The sequence below is a fragment of the Prevotella herbatica genome (assembly GCF_017347605.1).
GTDB lineage: Bacteria > Bacteroidota > Bacteroidia > Bacteroidales > Bacteroidaceae > Prevotella > Prevotella herbatica.
On record NZ_AP024484.1, the window covers coordinates 1,708,115 to 1,724,835 of the forward strand.

The 16,721-nt window shown below is 35.3% G+C and carries 13 protein-coding genes and 1 pseudogene; 7 read left to right on the forward strand and 7 right to left on the reverse strand.

The features are described 5' to 3' along the window. Positions 1-31 precede the first annotated feature (31 nt). From prwr041_RS06425 to prwr041_RS06435, 3 genes are all read left to right on the forward strand, one after another. Entirely contained in the window at positions 32-589 is a 558-nt protein-coding gene (locus tag prwr041_RS06425; protein WP_207155501.1) for an RNA polymerase sigma-70 factor, read from the forward strand. A gap of 78 nt (positions 590-667) precedes the next feature. Next, positions 668-1,669, forward strand: a complete 1,002-nt coding sequence (locus tag prwr041_RS06430; RefSeq protein WP_207155502.1) for a FecR family protein — start codon at positions 668-670, stop codon at positions 1,667-1,669. Next, positions 1,662-3,494, forward strand: a complete 1,833-nt coding sequence (locus prwr041_RS06435; RefSeq protein ID WP_207155503.1) for a carboxypeptidase-like regulatory domain-containing protein — start codon at positions 1,662-1,664, stop codon at positions 3,492-3,494. Before prwr041_RS06430 ends, prwr041_RS06435 begins: the two co-directional genes overlap by 8 nt. A gap of 120 nt (positions 3,495-3,614) precedes the next feature. On the opposite strand, the gene prwr041_RS06440 is transcribed toward prwr041_RS06435, so the two are convergent. Continuing rightward, the gene (locus prwr041_RS06440; protein ID WP_207155504.1) at positions 3,615-4,418 is read right to left on the reverse strand and encodes an alpha/beta hydrolase; all 804 of its coding nucleotides are present in this window, start codon (positions 4,416-4,418) and stop codon (positions 3,615-3,617) included. A gap of 70 nt (positions 4,419-4,488) precedes the next feature. After that, on the reverse strand, positions 4,489-5,226 hold the full coding sequence (locus tag prwr041_RS06445; RefSeq protein WP_207155505.1) for a carbon-nitrogen hydrolase family protein: 738 nt from the start codon (positions 5,224-5,226) through the stop codon (positions 4,489-4,491). 460 nt (positions 5,227-5,686) lie between these two features. On the opposite strand from prwr041_RS06445, the gene prwr041_RS06450 reads away from it, so the two are divergent. Together prwr041_RS06450 and prwr041_RS06455 are read left to right on the forward strand one after the other, a co-directional pair. After that, complete coding sequence (locus prwr041_RS06450) at positions 5,687-7,771, forward strand: VapE domain-containing protein (protein ID WP_207155506.1); 2,085 nt, start codon at positions 5,687-5,689, stop codon at positions 7,769-7,771. A 226-nt stretch (positions 7,772-7,997) separates the two neighbouring features. Beyond that, complete coding sequence (locus prwr041_RS06455) at positions 7,998-8,384, forward strand: HU family DNA-binding protein (RefSeq protein WP_207155507.1); 387 nt, start codon at positions 7,998-8,000, stop codon at positions 8,382-8,384. A 117-nt stretch (positions 8,385-8,501) separates the two neighbouring features. Here the strand turns inward: prwr041_RS06455 and prwr041_RS06460 are convergent, their stop codons facing one another. After that, positions 8,502-8,837, reverse strand: a complete 336-nt coding sequence (locus prwr041_RS06460; protein ID WP_207155508.1) for a cupin domain-containing protein — start codon at positions 8,835-8,837, stop codon at positions 8,502-8,504. A 27-nt stretch (positions 8,838-8,864) separates the two neighbouring features. On the opposite strand from prwr041_RS06460, the pseudogene prwr041_RS13635 reads away from it, so the two are divergent. Then, positions 8,865-9,149: pseudogene (locus tag prwr041_RS13635) on the forward strand (hypothetical protein); the annotation flags it as partial. Between the two features lie 466 nt (positions 9,150-9,615). Here prwr041_RS13635 and prwr041_RS06465 read toward each other — a convergent pair. Beyond that, positions 9,616-10,800 carry an MFS transporter gene (locus tag prwr041_RS06465; RefSeq protein ID WP_207155509.1) on the reverse strand — a complete coding sequence of 395 codons (1,185 nt, stop codon included), beginning with the start codon at positions 10,798-10,800 and terminating at the stop codon, positions 9,616-9,618. A 62-nt stretch (positions 10,801-10,862) separates the two neighbouring features. Next, entirely contained in the window at positions 10,863-11,723 is an 861-nt protein-coding gene (locus prwr041_RS06470) for an AraC family transcriptional regulator (RefSeq protein WP_207155510.1), read from the reverse strand. A gap of 767 nt (positions 11,724-12,490) precedes the next feature. Here prwr041_RS06470 and prwr041_RS06475 point away from each other — a divergent pair. Further along, positions 12,491-12,877 carry an HU family DNA-binding protein gene (locus tag prwr041_RS06475; protein ID WP_207155511.1) on the forward strand — a complete coding sequence of 129 codons (387 nt, stop codon included), beginning with the start codon at positions 12,491-12,493 and terminating at the stop codon, positions 12,875-12,877. A 334-nt stretch (positions 12,878-13,211) separates the two neighbouring features. On the opposite strand, the gene prwr041_RS06480 is transcribed toward prwr041_RS06475, so the two are convergent. Both prwr041_RS06480 and prwr041_RS06485 read right to left on the reverse strand, forming a co-directional pair. Beyond that, positions 13,212-15,116: an ATP-binding protein gene (locus prwr041_RS06480; protein ID WP_207155512.1), complete on the reverse strand. Its 1,905-nt coding sequence runs from the start codon at positions 15,114-15,116 to the stop codon at positions 13,212-13,214. A 9-nt stretch (positions 15,117-15,125) separates the two neighbouring features. Next, on the reverse strand, positions 15,126-16,403 hold the full coding sequence (locus prwr041_RS06485; RefSeq protein ID WP_207155513.1) for an SIR2 family protein: 1,278 nt from the start codon (positions 16,401-16,403) through the stop codon (positions 15,126-15,128). Positions 16,404-16,721 lie beyond the last annotated feature (318 nt).

Below are 16,721 nucleotides of genomic sequence, written 5' to 3' on the forward strand. Positions count from 1 at the left end.
TCTTTGTTGAAAATTAAATAACAACTTAATCGTGACTTTTCCAAATACTTGGCATACGAAGGAGGGATTCGAAATACTGTTTATGCAGCATTACGAACCCCTTTGCAACTTTGTGTTCGGTATACTCAAGGATTACGACGCAAGTGAAGATGTTATTCAAGAACTTTTTGTTAAATTTTGGGAAAAGCGGAATGTTCTTCCTGATGACCTTTCGATAAAAGCGTATATGTATCGTGCGGCACGAAATATGGCGCTGAATCATCTAAAACATTTCGATATTAAGAAAGATTTTAATATCTTTAATAAGGCAAGCATATCTGATGCCGAACAGAGTGTTGGTAATCCTGCAGAGACTAGTGAATTGCAAGAGATGATTTTTCAAGCAGTAAATGAATTGCCAACAGAGCGTAAAAAAATCTTTTTGATGAGTCGTGAAGATGGACTGAAATATAAAGAAATTGCAGCAGAATTAAATATCTCTGTTAAGACGGTTGAAAATCAGATGGGAAAGGCTCTGTCAACACTACGAAAGGAATTATCAGATTATTTGCCTGCGATAATCATTGCAATTTGTATAGGAATAAAATGAAAGTATAGAAACTATAATGTGATATTTTAAATGTAACATAACTGATAAAATAGAATTTTGAATAGATAACAATTAAAAATGAAAGACCAATATCCACATATTGACGAGATTGCTATCGCGAAATACCTTTCGGGTGAAGCCAATGCGATAGAAATAAAAGCACTAATGGATTGGGTGGAATCTTCTGATGAAAATTTGGAGGAATTTATCCGATATGAGAAACTGTGGTTTGAGTCATCTGTTCATAAACCTTTTAACGCTCAAAAAGCGTGGTCAAAAGTCAACCGTCGCATTTCGCAGAAGAAACGTCGTTTTAATCTATATTATCTTACTGCTGCTGCCGCAGCTATAATTATAATTATTGTTGTTTCAGTCCCATTCTTCAATACGAAAACCGCTGCTTCTTCACCAGAATTTGCTGTAGCAAGTGCCAACAGTACATTACTATCTACATTGCCGGATGGTTCTTCGGCATTGCTTTCAAAGCATTCAAAAATTGAATATACCTTTGATACTCAAAAACAAATTCGCTTAACAAAACTTTCTGGAAAAGCTTTTTTTAATGTAAAAAGAGATATAAAACATCGCTTTATTGTTGAGGCTAATCGTGGTGGAGTGGAAGTCTTAGGTACAAAATTCTCTGTAGACGAGATGAAAAATAAAGACGTGAAGGTCTATGTCTTGTCGGGAAGGGTTAAAGTCTTCTTGGCTCGTGCTCACAAAGATACTTTATCGTTGATCATTACCAACGGTGAAAAAGCTGTGATCAAGGCAAGTAGTGATACGATTATTAAGCAAACAAAAAAGACATTGGTTTTTCATTCCACCAATCAAATATTTAAAGTCCACAAGACAATTACTTTTAATAATAAAGATCTGTCAACGATCGTGGCTAAGTTAGAAAGAAGTTATTCTGCAAACATAAAAATAGATGATGCTGTGGATAAAGAACTACGTTTTTCTTCTTCATTCAAAGACAATTCTTTGAATGAAATATTGACGGTTATCACACAAACATTGAATCTTGATTACACCAAAAAAGGAAATGTGTATTATATAACGAATGGAAACGATGAATAGTAAAATTAGATATTGTCTGTTGATATTGATGTTGGCTCTTGTAGCACAAAACTCCTCTTCACAAGTTGATTTGCACCGCAAAATATCTATCAATGTGCAAAACTTGTTTATCCCACAAACTTTGCATGTTATAGAGCAAGGGTATAATTTTTTCTTTGCGTATAATTCAAGGCAAATCCCTGCTTATGACAGAGTTACGATGAACGAAAGAAATATAGCGCTGAAAAAGGCATTGGATAAAATCTTGTCAAACCGTTTTGCTTACACGACCATCGGGAACCATGTTATTTTACGTTTGAAAGGAATAAACACAGAATCAGAAGATTTTATTATTTTAGGAGTTGTGAGAAACTCAGATGGGCTTCCTTTGGATTCTGCCGTTGTGTATGCTGTTAAAGAAAACAAAGCTGCTATCACAAATAATGATGGAGCATTTCATCTTAGGCTGAAAGAACCAACACAATACATCCATATAAGTTGCCCCGATTATGTAGACACACTTTTGATTGCAGAAACATTGAATAACGAGAAAGTAATTAAACTGTGTCGAAAAGATATTAGTACAAAACCATCACCTTCCGAAATTCAGGCATTGGACGTGTCATCCTCTCAAAAACGATTTGAAAAATTATCATTAGTTCGGAATTTAGTTCCGCAATCGGCATTATATCTTAATAGGTTAGTAAATACGATTCGTTCAATACCTGTTCAGGTATCCTTTTTGCCAGGTCTGGGCTCGCAGCAATTAACCAAGGGCTTAAATGTGAATCGTTTCTCTTTAAATATTTTAGCCGGTTATTCAAAAGGTGTAACTGGCTTTGAAATCGGAGGTCTTGCCAATATCACAGAGAGTAATGTCAAGGGTGGACAAGTAGCAGGTTTAGTCAATGTCGTAAATGGACAGATCAATGGTTTGCAACTTGCCGGTATTTTCAATTATACCTTCAGCAAAGTCACTGGTGCACAAATTTCTGGAATCGGGAATATTAGCAATCATAATGTAGAAGGTTTGCAGCTTGCTGGTATTTCCAATAATAACAAAGGGGCTATCAACGGCGCGCAAATCAGTGGTGTTTTGAATACCAATTTGCGTAAAATAACAGGTTTGCAATTAGCTGGTATAGCTAATATTCAAGTTGACAAAATAACAGGCTGTCAGCTTTCTGGTATTTATGGACTCGCTTCGGATATCAATGGTGTGCAACTTTCTGGAATCATGAGCCAAACTACTCATGATGTTTCTGGTGTGCAGGTTAGTTCGATTTTAAACAAAGCAAGAAAGTTGAATGGTTTACAGTTCGGACTTGTTAATATTGCAGATACGATTGAAAACGGAGTCCAAGTCGGTTTGTTCAATTTTGTCAAAAATGGATATCGAGCTTTGGAATTTACAAAAGATGAAACCTACTACTGCAATTTTATGTATAAAACAGGAGGCAAAAAGCTCTATTCTATTCTGGATGCTGGAATAGGGAAAGATAAAGTAGGCGTTGGATACGGTGTCGGATTTATCCAACCAATTTATAAAAGATTATCTGTAAACATTGATGCCATTTATAGTGCGTTGCTTGCTACAAATTCTTCCGATATATATCAAGGGAATCTAATGAATTTTCGATTGGGTCTCAATTATCGTCTTGAGAAACATTTGACATTGACAGGCGGCTTGTCTTTCAATCAATATGATCCCGATAAAGAGAATGAAAGAAGTGGTTCTGCGGGTAAAATATCATTCACAGGAAACAGCAGCAGTATGATCTCGCAAGCTTTCCAGAACAATAAGAAAGCAATGTGGTTCGGGTGGTTCTTTGGCGTGAAATTTTAAACATCCCTCACCGTTTAGATCTTTTTTCATCAGTACATGAGCAACTTATAGTTGCTCATGATTTCACGATTGATTGTAAACGGGTAGCTTGTTCTGTGATGATTTTACCTATCCATTAGATTATTCATGTAGATGGACATGTGGAGAACCATAAAATCTTAAATATTTCTCGGTGTTTGATTTGATGTATTCAACACTGTGATGTCCTTCAAAAATATGATTCTGAGATTCTATTCCCTTTTCTTTTAGGATTTTGTTTAGAATGGAACAGCCTTGATAAAATCCGCCTTCATCTTGATTTCCTGCATCAAGATACACATTGAAGTCTGTGCATTCCATTTCGCGCGCAATTTTTATCGGGTCGTATTTCTCCCAATCTCCGTAGTTCTGGAAATAAGCTTTATCCTCCTCTTCAAGCTGTAGCTCAATTGCGGGCATGTGCCCACCGACAGTTGAAAACATATCGGGATGGCGAAAGACTTGATGCAGGGCAGTATATCCACCAGCCGAAACACCTCCTATATATCTGCCATTTCGGTTCTGAATCGTTTTAAATTGTTTGTCTATTTCTGGTACAACTTCCTTTATCAAATAGTCTTCATACAGTCCGAGATTTATGATCCTTCCGAATGGATCTTTAACTTCTTTGTAATCAGGAGATGAATTAACCCCTCTGCTGTTATCTATATTTGGGCAGACAATGATCATTGGAGCAATTTCTTTAGCTTCAATCAATTTGTCCGCTACAATATGCATATCTATACCAGTTAAAATATTTTCATCACCGCTCCTGCCATGCAGAAAATATAATGTGGAAAAACTCTCGCCTTCATCATAGCCGCAAGGCAGGTATACCAGAGAGTTCATCTCCTTGTTTAAGCTCTTGCTTTGAATGACTACTTTCTCTATTCTTGATTTATCCATTTTTCTTCTCGTTATTATCCTTAGCAGCAATGAGTCGCTTGCATGCCGTTGCCCTCCATCGCATTTGATGTTAATGGATTGTTGCTGTGCTTGTTATAATTTCTTTTGACTTTGTGTCGTATATGATGAAGCCTTCATCTTTGTCTCCCAGCTGCCCGATTAGTTCTCCATCCTTATTCCAAATAGCTGATTTCCCTGCGCATTCATATCCTCCGGATGTCCCTACATAGTTTGCCATTAATGTTATCAATTGATTGTCTCTGGCTATACCAGACAATTTTTTTTGCTCATCATCAATTCCGTTGATAGAACATAAAACACTTGCCATGTAAATTGTCGCATTATTCCGTTTGGCAAACTCGCAATGTGCTTTGTTTTTTGTTTCATAGCAAATGGCAGGGGATACCACTTCTGTTTTAAATTTTAAAACAAGGGAATTCTTGCCAGCCTTAAAAGTTGATTCTTCTGGGGGATATAAATATTGTTTTGAGTAAGTGATACGCTCCTTATGTGGTTGAAAAATAATCATGCTTACCAACACGTCTCTCTCGTTTTTCGTTGGTAATCCAACTCCGATCGTGATATTGTTTTCATCGCTTAGACTCTGGATGACATCTAATCTCGTGTCATCTTGATTGGTTGCAAGACTTTCTGCTAAGTCCGGTTCATAACCGGTAAGCGACAGCTCAGGAAAAAACGCTATGTCAGCTTGATGCCTAATAACCTCTTTGATCCACTTTAAGTGGTTTTTAAGATTCTTCTCTATATTGCCTTTTATGGCTTCGAACTGGATAGTCGCTATTCTCATTGCTATAATATTTAAATTTTAACTCAGCAGCAAAGATAATAAATGTTTTGCTGGAATAAGGATTATGACAATAAATTTTTTACTTAAAAGCGAGAAGCTCAATTATAATAAAGGTTTGATTTATAATTAATTCCGCACATGATTTGACTAAACTATATTATTGCCCAAACTAAGTTATAATGAAGCCTATCTGTTTTATCCGTGTTCGTATTTCTTGTTCAAACATTTGCAATTTTATGTATTTTTTATTACCTTTGCATGAACTAACCGGTCATGGGAAACGAGAATTCTAAAAATGTTAGGAAAATACCTACACTACCTACATTCGAAGTCTAAATCGCTACTAATCAATACGCTAGCCCATGTATAAGAACTGCTTTTCCTACATGTTTTATACATCAATCCTACATGATCCTTAACCGATTTCTATGATAAAATAAAAAAATAATAAATTAGCGAAATGAAAACATCAATTGCCCGTAAAGAAAAGGGCGAAATATTCTTTACAAGAATAGAACTTACAACCATCTACGAAAACATTATCTCTGGCAAATATGCCGAAGAAGTAAACAAAGTAAGAGAGGAATTTCCTCTAACACTCCTTCACAATGGACCGAAATTCAACGAACTTGATTCTGTGAAAAAAGCAAGACGCGTCTGTTTTGTTGCCGAATGGAAAAAGACCGAAGGAAAAACAGTCATCGATAATTTCAACGGACTTATCCTTCTTGAAATTAACCGCCTTGAAAACGATGATCAAGCTAAGAAAATCCGTGACCAGGCTGCACTGATCCCTTACACGCTTATGACATTCATTGGAATTACAGGATGCTCAGTGAAAATCGTGTGTCGGGCTACGCTTCCCGACGGAAAACTGCCAGATGAAAACAGACAGACTTTCATAAACGAAGCTTATCGCAAACTGCATTATATCTACAGTACCCAACTTCAGATGTCGATTGACAACATTCAGCCAACGCTAGAAACATCCTGCTGTGTGTCTGTTGACTTTGATGCGATTATTCATGAAGATGCAATACCTCTATCTATAAAGGATAACGAAAAAACGCCGAGTCTCAAACCGCTGGTAATGCCCCAAAAGGCTGACGAACTGCCTATCTTTATGGGAAGAACAAAGTCGCAGACCAATCAGATGCTATTTCATTACTGTTTTATGGATGCACTTAACAAGACTCGTCTTGACGAAGATGAATATAAGGTTCACAATTTTCTGAATACACTTGCCCAATACTGTCACGAATCAGGGCTCCCGATGGGAATGTGTATCAAACTCATAAAGTATAACTCTGAATTTGGAAGCGATGAGCTACTTGTAGAAAACATTTTTGTGGAAGCATATCATAAGGAAATGGAAAAGTACTACCCTGAAAAACATCTTTCCAATGTACAGCTTATGGCTTTCAAACAGGAAGCATTTATGAATACATTCTATGAATTCCGCAAGAATGTTATTTCTGGGAAAAACGAATTCAGATATAAAAACGGTTACGACTATTCTTTCCGACCAATGGAAAAAGAGGATCGCTACACCATGACACTGAAAGCATTGAAAATGGGACTTGAATCATGGGACAAAGACTTGGACCGTTACCTTGATTCAACGCTTATCCCTGCTTATGATCCGATAAACGACTATCTTGATAACCTCCCGAAATGGGATGGCAAAGACCGTGTGAGTGAGTTCGCAAGAAGAGTGCCGACGGGCAATGTCGACTTTGTACACAACTTTCATGTATGGATGCTCTCAATGGTGGCGCATTGGATGGGACGTACCCAGAAACAGGCAAATGCCATCGTTCCGCTATTTATTGGCAAACAGGGATGTGGAAAAAGTTCATTCTGCGCTATCATCTTGCCTCCTGAACTTCAAGAATTCTACAACGACCGTATCAGTTTCAAAAATGATACGTCAATGTTCATGGGATTGACCAATACCGCATTGATCAATATCGACGAGTTTGATTCTGTCAGTTCTGGTAAACAACCACTGTTGAAGTACCTTATTTCTACTCCTACGGTAAGGATGAGAATGCCTTATCAGGCTAGTTTCTCTAACCGCCGACGCTATGCCAGTTTTGTAGCAACGACAAATACTGTTAAACCACTAAAGGATCTAACTGGTAGCCGTCGTTATCTGTGTATTGAGATAGATGGTAATATTGACTTCACAAGTGAAGTGGAATACGATCAGCTTTATGCACAACTTGTTGCCGAGATAGCTTCTGGTGAAAGATATTTCTTCAACGACGAGGAAACCATGAAGATTATGCTGGATAACAAACAGTTTATCGAAATATCAGATATCGAACCAATAATCGACAGTCTGTTCCGTGTACCAAAGCCTTACGAAACACCGCAGGAATTGACATTGCCAGAGATGGTTGATATCATCAGGAAGTACTATAAGTTGATAACCTACGACCGTAAGGCACTAATAAGTCTTGGACGATTGTTGACTAACCGTGGATTTGAGTCAAAAAGACTAGCTGTAGGCATGAAATACAAGGTTATAGTTACTGTATAATCAAGAAGCGCAGCGAGAATAAAATCACCTTTTTCGTTGCGCCTTTGAGTGATTAGACCCTAATCACTCAGAAAAGTATGTAGGACAATCGAGTGATTAGACCCTAATCACTCCGTTTAGTGTATAACAACGGATTCATATACACTAGCTAACGTGTTGTATAACAATGCGTTTCGTAGAAACATGTAGGAAACGACCTTTAAAAACAAAATAAAAAAATATTTTTATGGCAATACAATGCACATTGGAGAAATCCAGAACAGAAGAAAAATACTTCGCAAGAACAAGAAAGACAGGGAAAGTCGGCATGAATGAAATCGCCGAGGAGATACAAAGGAACTGTTCAGCCAAATGTAGCGACGTGACTTTGGTCCTCACAGAGTTGATGGATGTAATTCGTGACCATCTTCTTAATGGCGAGGAAGTAACGATAGATGGTCTCGGTAGCTTTCATGTAGGAGTAACAAGTGACTCTGTGGTGAATCCTGCCGACTTCAAACATTCTAACATTCATGGTGTACACCTTAAGTTTCGTGAGGATGCCAAGCGAGATGCTATGACATGGAAACTCACTCGCAGTTTAACCGACGATGCCATTATCGAAATTCGATAGTATTATTCGTCAACAAGCCTATATTTATAGCTAAAGAAAATAGCCATTCATCATTGATAAATGGCTATTTTCATGATAATCTATTTGTCCTTTGAAATATCGGTAGTGGTGTCCGCTCTAAACAGCACATCCCACCGTTATCATTTTACAGTCAGTTACCGCCTTAATGCCGTGCTTTGTTCCTGAATGAATCATAACATAACTACCCGCATCAACTGTCATCGCCTTATCATCAATCATAAATTCAAGAGAAACTTCTTCAATGATGAAATGTTCTTCCATCGTTTCATGTTCATGCACTTCCACGTGTTCCCCTGCCTTCAAACGAGACACGGCAATCTGAGCAATGTTACTAGAAGTTTCATCATTTGTGCACAGCACTTTCTTTATTCTAGCACCGTGTGATGTAGCAACTTGATTTATTGTATTTATGTTTTTTAGTGTAAATCCCATTATTGTAATTGTTGTTGCTAACCAAGAATGACTTACAAACAAATTTCGCTATGCAGACCGAATACAGAAATTTTCATTATGGCAGATGACTTTTGTAAGTTTTTTTATGGTATGATGTTAAAATATGTATTAAGAAGTTATAAGGAACGGATTTATTATCGTAATATCGATCATGTCTAAAGCCGAAGTTATGCTTATCATGATTCTTTTTCATGATTCGGTTATCGCTGCCTAAAGCATTTCTATTTGGAAAAAGTATGTAAACACCTTCGTCATCTCTTTCCCCAAGTAGTATCCAATAACCGTTTAGTATCTTTCTAAATCATGTGATGGAACGAAAAGGAAATAGGAATAAATAAAAATACAGGAAAGTTTTCGCTAAGCTATGAGCAGAGGAACATTACACGAACGGACCACGAACAATAAACATAACTGTTTTATATTAACTAATGTGTAGAATATCAATATGTTGAGTTGTATTTAGCAACAATAAAGTATCTATATTTCACCCCCCTAAATTGACGAAGAACCAAACAAGTTGACTTTTGTTGCTAAAGTCTACTTTTTAGCTCTTCATCGACCAGGTCTATCAGTTTGTTTAATGCCATATTCCAGTCTTTTTGAACTACAATTCTTTTTCCTTTAGATGAAGCATTTGCAACAGCCGCTTTACCTCCTTTTCAGAATTACTTTCGTCCATCTTCACATGTTTTATTGGTTTAGCTGCAAAGATATATTATTTTCGGTAAAATGAATAACGAGTCGGGTGAAATTATTGCTAACTGTTTCTTTTGTATGAAATGATTATCATTGCTAATAGACAACTTATACTCCCCAATAATAAGTAATTTACTTGATAACTCAACCATCCAGCTATTAATCCTCCCAAAGGGCCGGTTATACCTAAAGCAAGATCTAAAAATGCAGCATAAAGGCCTAAGGCAGTTCCTCTTATTTGAGGTTCAGTTCTATTAACTACCAATACTCCTAGTCCTGGGTAAATAAGTGAAAAGCCGATTCCGGTTATACCACAACCTATTATCGCAAATGTTCTCGTTGGAGAGAATCCTATTATAGCCTGACCGATTGTTTCAATTATCAATGAGATTAACACTATTATGTACCCTCCGTATTTATCGGGAAGTGAATCGAAAAATATACGTACAAGTATATAACATATCCCGAAAACTGCAAATGCCAATGATGCGTTTCCCCAGTTCTTTTCCATAAAATACAGTGTAATAAACGAAATTATACATCCATATCCGATTGTAGCTAATCCCAAACCTGTTCCTTGTCTTAACATACGTCTTATTATTTTAAGAAATGGCGTTCTTACTTTCGTTTTATCTACTTTTAAGGCTGGAAGTTTTATTGTTGATAATAAGCTTATAATAGGCAGTACTGCCATAATAGCCAAAATGAAGGTTATGCTCATATTATAAACTTTAGTCATCTCTATACTTAACGGTGCTCCCAATGCCATGCCTCCGTACATGGCTATTCCATTCCAACTCATCACCTTCCCCGACCTTTGAGAACCTGCCAACCCAATATTCCATGCCACCGCGCTTACTAATATCATACTTTCTGCTATGCCATGGATGATTCTTGCAAGTAACAAAACCATTAGAGCCAACAGAGGTTGTCGGTAAAGTGCAGCACTTAAACAATAAATAGTTCCTGTAATCATCATTAATATTAAACCTTGGAAGTGGCTACTTTTCACTCCATGTACATCGCATCTTTTTCCTATGTATGGTCGTGATACAAGAGTTGAAAAAAATTGTACTCCGACAGCAATGCCCACAATAAAGCTACTATATTTTAGACCATTACTGACGAACTTCGGTATTACGCCTATAACCATTCCTATTGTGAGGTAAATTATGAAGACCGATATTATAAGCGGTGATGCTGTTTTGTAAAAATTAGAATTTTGTTTTTTTTCTATTGTACTCATAAATTTTGTTTTTTAATTCGAGTACAAAGGTATAGATATCGCAAAGAAATAACAATGGAGAATCAGTAGTAAAGATTGGACAAATCCAAGTAATTTTTTCTAAACTCTAATGGGGTAATACCTACATTGCTTTTGAAAAAACGTGAAAAATAGGCATAATCATCATATCCTACGGAAAAAGCAATTTCTTTTGAACTCAGTTGCGTGTAATGTAGTAATCGTTTCGCTTCAAGCAGAATTTCCTGTTGTATCCAATAACTTGCAGTATAACCCGTTTGTTGCTTGGTAATTTGATTTAAATAAGGTACTGAAATATTTAACATATCAGCATAATCATTAGGCTTTTTGAACTTCTCAAAATGCTTACGTACCAAATTCCTGAATTGAGATAAAAGTTCTGTTTTTCTGTCAATAGCGCCTTGGCATTGTTTTTCGTCTCTTTTTATTTCTAGGACCATAATACCGATAAGACTGTCAGTTAACGAACGGATAATATTTTCACCTATATCTGTGGTAGAAATTGAGAGTTGGTCGGCAATTAATGATATTAATTTGAATAAAGAATCGTTGAGAACAGAATTTATTTGGTTTAGGTTTTGATGGTTTTCAAAAGTACTTCGATATTCATTTTTCAAATAAGACGAATCAATAAATATGAAATAACCTTTAGGCGATGTTTGCCTGATATAATAATGTACCTGCCCTGGACAAATGAAGCAGAAAGTTTTACCGTTCATTTGGTAATCTTTAAAATCTATCATTAATTCGGTGAGTCCTTCTTGTTGAACATAAAAGATGAAATGCTCATCACGGTGTGCATATTTTATCCATTCACATGAATTGGTGCTTTGGACTTTTTTTATATGGATATTTAATCCTTTAAATTTAGACCTATGAATTCTTATTTTCGATTTATTCTCCATAATTATTTTGCGCTACAATATTGTTTCCATACTAATTATTAAGAATTATACATTAACCCCGCAGTGTTTTTATTAACAAAAAGTACAAGTGTCTAATAAACAGAAGTTTCCAAACACATGTCCATGTCAGAAAAATCACCTATATTCCTGCTACGAAACAAAAATATAGAATAATTCTGGCATGACAAAAGTAGCAATAAAATTTGAGAACATCACTCCTTTCGGAGGAATTTTTCACGTGATGGACGTTTTCACCGTCTAGGGAATATAATAGATACGACCCTTGGCAAGAGAGAAATAAATGGTAAAACTTATAAATATAGTGCTATCATTTCGACTGTGTTTTGCTATTTGTGCCGTAGCAATTGTCTGGGAGATATCAACGCTCTACTTCCTCAGTTTTCCCAACGCCCAGATACCGATATTCCCAGCGCTGACACCGTGGGCCGTGGATTGAAAGAATTGTATATAAAGGATGAAATTTACAAATGCGGTCAATCTGGAGCTACATGCAAATTCAATATAGCAGAAAAATTTAACGAACTTCTTCTGGAAATGATTAAGGAACTGGGATTGATAAAAGTTGGGACTGGTATCGACCTTGATTTTGACTATCAGTTCATTTCTGCGTACAAGTATGATTTCAAATGCTCACACTCGGGCCTAATCACTCAATAGAAAAAGCCTCTTCCACCGCTTAACGCATTGATTGATAATTTTTATGGTAAAGAGTGGAGGAGAATCCATTAAATAAACAAAAAAAAATTATGGCAATACAATGCACATTGGAGAAATCCAGAACAGAAGAAAAATACTTCGCAAGAACAAGAAAGAGTGGGAAAGTCGGCACGAAAGAAATCGCCGAGGAGATACAAAGGAACTGCTCTGCCAAATGTAGCGACGTGACTTTGGTCCTCACAGAGTTGATGGATGTAATTCATGACCACCTTCTTAATGGTGAGGAAGTAACGATTGATGGTCTAGGTAGCTTTCATGTAGGAGTAACTAGTGACTCCGTGGCAAATCCTGCCGACTTCAAACATTCTAACATTCATGGTGTACACCTTAAGTTCCGTGAGGATGCCAAGCGAGATGCAATGACATGGAAACTCACTCGCAGTTTAACCGACGATGCAATTATCGAAATTCGATAGTGGCGTTCGCCAACAAGCCTATATTTATAGCTAAAAAAAATAGCCATTCATCAATGATGAATGGCTATTTTCATGATAATCTATTTGTTCTTCGAAATATAGGCAGTGGTGTCCGCTCTAAACAGCGCATCCCACCGTTATCATTTTACAGTCAGTAACCGCCTTAATACCGTGCTTTGTTCCGGCACCGTATGGTGTCGCAACCCCATTTATTGTATTTATGTTTTTGAGTTTAAATCCCATTATAGTAATCAAAATTAAAAATATTGTAGTCGTTCACAAGATAATACTGAAGGCTCAGGATTGAATAAGTCTTCCGTTTATCTTTCACTCTTTATTTAGGAATAGTAAACCATTCTTCATCAATATGACAATTTTCACTGTTTGGATCTGGACTTGCTTGATCGATTTTAACCATCAAAGGCATAGGAACACAATTTCCAAATATTAATGCTTCTCCAGGCACAGCTTGTTTTATCTTGTTTATATAATCAGCAGAAAAATAAGGTAACACGGAGTATATGTAATTCATATCTACCTCATTTTGTATTCTATGAACGATATAGTTTCCACATTGAGATAATACTGTTTGTGATAATTCCGAAGGACGCTGAGAAGAAATCATAAGATACAGGGAATATTTTCGACCTTCTCTTGCTATTTTTTCAAATATATTTTCTTTAAGAATATAATCTACATCCTTACGTATATATCTGTGTGCTTCGTCTAAAACTAAATGTATTGGGTGTTTTCGTCTATCATCACCTATTTTCATTTTTCTAGAGTCAAATAGCATACGACTAACAACACTAGTCATTAACTCTAAAACATCACCACCAACCTCACTAGAATCTATAATTATCAATTGATTTTTACAACAATCATCAGAAATACCAAACATATTAGAAAGGTATTTCTTCATATCAATATTTTGGTTAACGACATTACGCATAAAATCACATTCAGCATTGTTTATGAAAAAGTCAAGACGACTTATCATAGTAGAAGTAAACTCTCTGATGCGAAGGTTACCTTTTGCCTCTTCCTGTAATAATACAAATTCAACAGCGGTTTTCAAAAAATTATAATCAAAATATTCTCCTGGTTTTAATTTTTGTTCATCCAATATATATGCATCTTCTTCATTTACTGTATTTTCATTAAGGAATTTACTCATACGATCACTATTATCTCCATATTTAATGGCACAAGCATTCATAGCTCGATCTAAGAAATCACCCAGTTCATTTAATTCAAGAGCGCCATTAACTATATCTTTACATTTAAGTAATATACCCTTAGCACTTGTCATTTTAGATGTGTCACTATCTGCATGCTTTAAGATATCTGCCAATAATGTTTCTATTTTCCACTTAAAATAATTAATATATTTATTACGCTCTTCGTCGTTGATAATTTTGTAAAACTTAAAACATTCTTGCAACACCTTATCCCAAAATGGCTTTTGGGTACGTTCTGACGCCATCAAAAACCCTAGCCACTCATCAAGTGTCATAAGATGATAAGGTAAAAAGAATGGTTTATATCCATTTTCACGATCAATATTAGGCTTATAAAATACGACGTCAATATTCTTATTAAGTTGTGCATTATGTTCAAAAGCTCTTTTATATTCTCCATTAACATCAAAAAGAATAATTTTCGCACCATAAGCATAGTTCTTACTTTTTCTCAACACTTCCTGTAACAATCTAGCTATAGTATTAGACTTTCCACTTCCACTATTACCAAGTACAGCTGTATGAATATTAAATAGATTATTTATATTTAATGATATTTTATAGTTTATAAGGTTTTTACTATATCCAAGATCTATTGTATGATGAATATGTTCTTTTTTGTCAGACTCTGGTGATAGTATACTATGTAAATCTTCAAATGTTACAATTTCAACATCATTGTATAAAGAAGGGAACACACCGACTCCCATAGAAAATTTTGAATCTGCAGATAAAGTGCCGATAGGTTTTACTATAAATTCTCTAGAACTATCAAGATTGTATGAAGAGTAGTTTTTATTATCTTGACAATAATCCAATATAGCACTAACCTCGCAAAGAATTTTATCACCAGTTGAATTTTCCGTTTTCAGATAACTTCCAATATTGCCGAAATAATAAACTTGTCCATTAATTGATACTGTAGAATTTTTGGTTGTTGAGAATAGTCGAACTCTGAATTTATCATATTCTACAGACACTATTTTTCCTATTTTCATATTATTATATCATTTATCTCTTTGTCCTTCATCGTCTTTACTTACAGCCTCTTTTATCTCTTTCATTTCTTTCATAAAGGCATTAAGAATATCATCATTATGAGAAAAAGCATTAATATCTGGTAGCCATTCTTTAACTGCATAATCGAAATAATGCATTTGAGTCTTTTTCCCGTTTATTTCAGCAGTACCCCAAAGTCTGAATACACGCTTATCATCAACTTTACATATAGGCTTATTTTCGTCTATTTGATTAATGATAACCACATTGAAAGTTGTATTTGTTGCCAATGCACGATAAATAATATCATTCACATGTTCATCATTAAAACCGTATCCCATAACGAACAGAACTGTATTCGCTTCTAATAAACGATGCTGAAATTCACGGAACAAATCAACATAAGGTGCTCCAAGACTTTTATTCTGCTTTGTTGGGGTTGGATAAATTAAGATATTATTATCTTCTGAAGTACAGTGTTCAAAAGATTCTTCAATACTAAAAAACCTTCCTTCTGTTTCTCCTTTGTCAATCCAATTCACAGAACCATGTATCTTATATAGATAGACCATATTTTCAACAGGTTCATATTTATCAATGCCTACATCCATTCGCTTGGAATATGTATAATTAAACATCGATGGGTTGAAAAATTTCCTTATTCCACCACTGAATCCATTTATATAGTGTATGTTTAAATCATCCAAAGCTCTTTCGTTATATAAATCGTTATTAGTGGTAAAAACAGATACACGAGATAAGTCTTTATTCCTAAATGCTATTTTTTGATAGAATTGTTTATATATTTCCAACAGTTCAAACTGCTCATCAGTAGCAAATTTGATATTAATATTTTTAAAGATTTCTTGCTCTATTAATTCAATAAGCTTCTTGCAACAAAGTTCCTCTTTTTGGTTTTTTCCCTTAAAACCTGAATAATAACTACGTCCAGAATATAATACGCCTAATATTTGCTCAAGATTATGATTATTTGATTCTGCTATAGACTTAAACTTATCTTTAACGGGCTGTGATGCTGTCTTTTCTATCTTGTCTGATATAATTTCACATAATTTTTTCATAGGCGGAATGGCACTTGCGCTTGTACCTGCCCCAAACAAGAAACAAACATTCTTCATATTAAAGAACTCTGCTATTTTTGCTTTTACGCATTTTTTACGATCATCTGTTTTTATGTTATTTTCTTCAAAGAAATCAGATAATCCTTGTTTAAAATTTATATCTAAAATAACATCTGGTTCTGTTTTTTGTATATTGTTTCCCATATTCTTTGATCACTTACTTATTTGTACTATTTTCTTTATTCTTGTATTTCACGAAAATGTCGATATAACTAGCCCCTTACAATTGCATATAAGTACCGATAAACTTGTGAGAAGAAAACATTTCTGTTTTTCGATCTTTTAAGAGTTCAATGACCTCTTTTGCTTGTTCAATTGTAATATTCATGTATTTTAAAATTAATGTTGTATAAACGTGTGTTCATTAATGGTAAGTGCCTAGTGGAAAAGCTGTAAGTTTTTAGTGGTAAAAAAGAAATTACAAACCCTTGTCGCTATGCTGACCGAGCACAAAAATACAGA

What these genes read in the sequence shown, in the direction of transcription:
- prwr041_RS06430 (WP_207155502.1), top strand. Translation starts at nt 668, where the DNA reads ATGAAAGACCAATATCCACATATTGACGAGATTGCTATCGCGAAATAC.
- prwr041_RS06435 (WP_207155503.1), top strand. Translation starts at nt 1,662, where the DNA reads ATGAATAGTAAAATTAGATATTGTCTGTTGATATTGATGTTGGCTCTT.
- prwr041_RS06440 (WP_207155504.1), bottom strand. Translation starts at nt 4,418, where the DNA reads ATGGATAAATCAAGAATAGAGAAAGTAGTCATTCAAAGCAAGAGCTTA.
- prwr041_RS06445 (WP_207155505.1), bottom strand. Translation starts at nt 5,226, where the DNA reads ATGAGAATAGCGACTATCCAGTTCGAAGCCATAAAAGGCAATATAGAG.
- prwr041_RS06450 (WP_207155506.1), top strand. Translation starts at nt 5,687, where the DNA reads ATGAAAACATCAATTGCCCGTAAAGAAAAGGGCGAAATATTCTTTACA.
- prwr041_RS06455 (WP_207155507.1), top strand. Translation starts at nt 7,998, where the DNA reads ATGGCAATACAATGCACATTGGAGAAATCCAGAACAGAAGAAAAATAC.
- prwr041_RS06460 (WP_207155508.1), bottom strand. Translation starts at nt 8,837, where the DNA reads ATGGGATTTACACTAAAAAACATAAATACAATAAATCAAGTTGCTACA.
- prwr041_RS06465 (WP_207155509.1), bottom strand. Translation starts at nt 10,800, where the DNA reads ATGAGTACAATAGAAAAAAAACAAAATTCTAATTTTTACAAAACAGCA.
- prwr041_RS06470 (WP_207155510.1), bottom strand. Translation starts at nt 11,723, where the DNA reads ATGGAGAATAAATCGAAAATAAGAATTCATAGGTCTAAATTTAAAGGA.
- prwr041_RS06475 (WP_207155511.1), top strand. Translation starts at nt 12,491, where the DNA reads ATGGCAATACAATGCACATTGGAGAAATCCAGAACAGAAGAAAAATAC.
- prwr041_RS06480 (WP_207155512.1), bottom strand. Translation starts at nt 15,116, where the DNA reads ATGAAAATAGGAAAAATAGTGTCTGTAGAATATGATAAATTCAGAGTT.
- prwr041_RS06485 (WP_207155513.1), bottom strand. Translation starts at nt 16,403, where the DNA reads ATGGGAAACAATATACAAAAAACAGAACCAGATGTTATTTTAGATATA.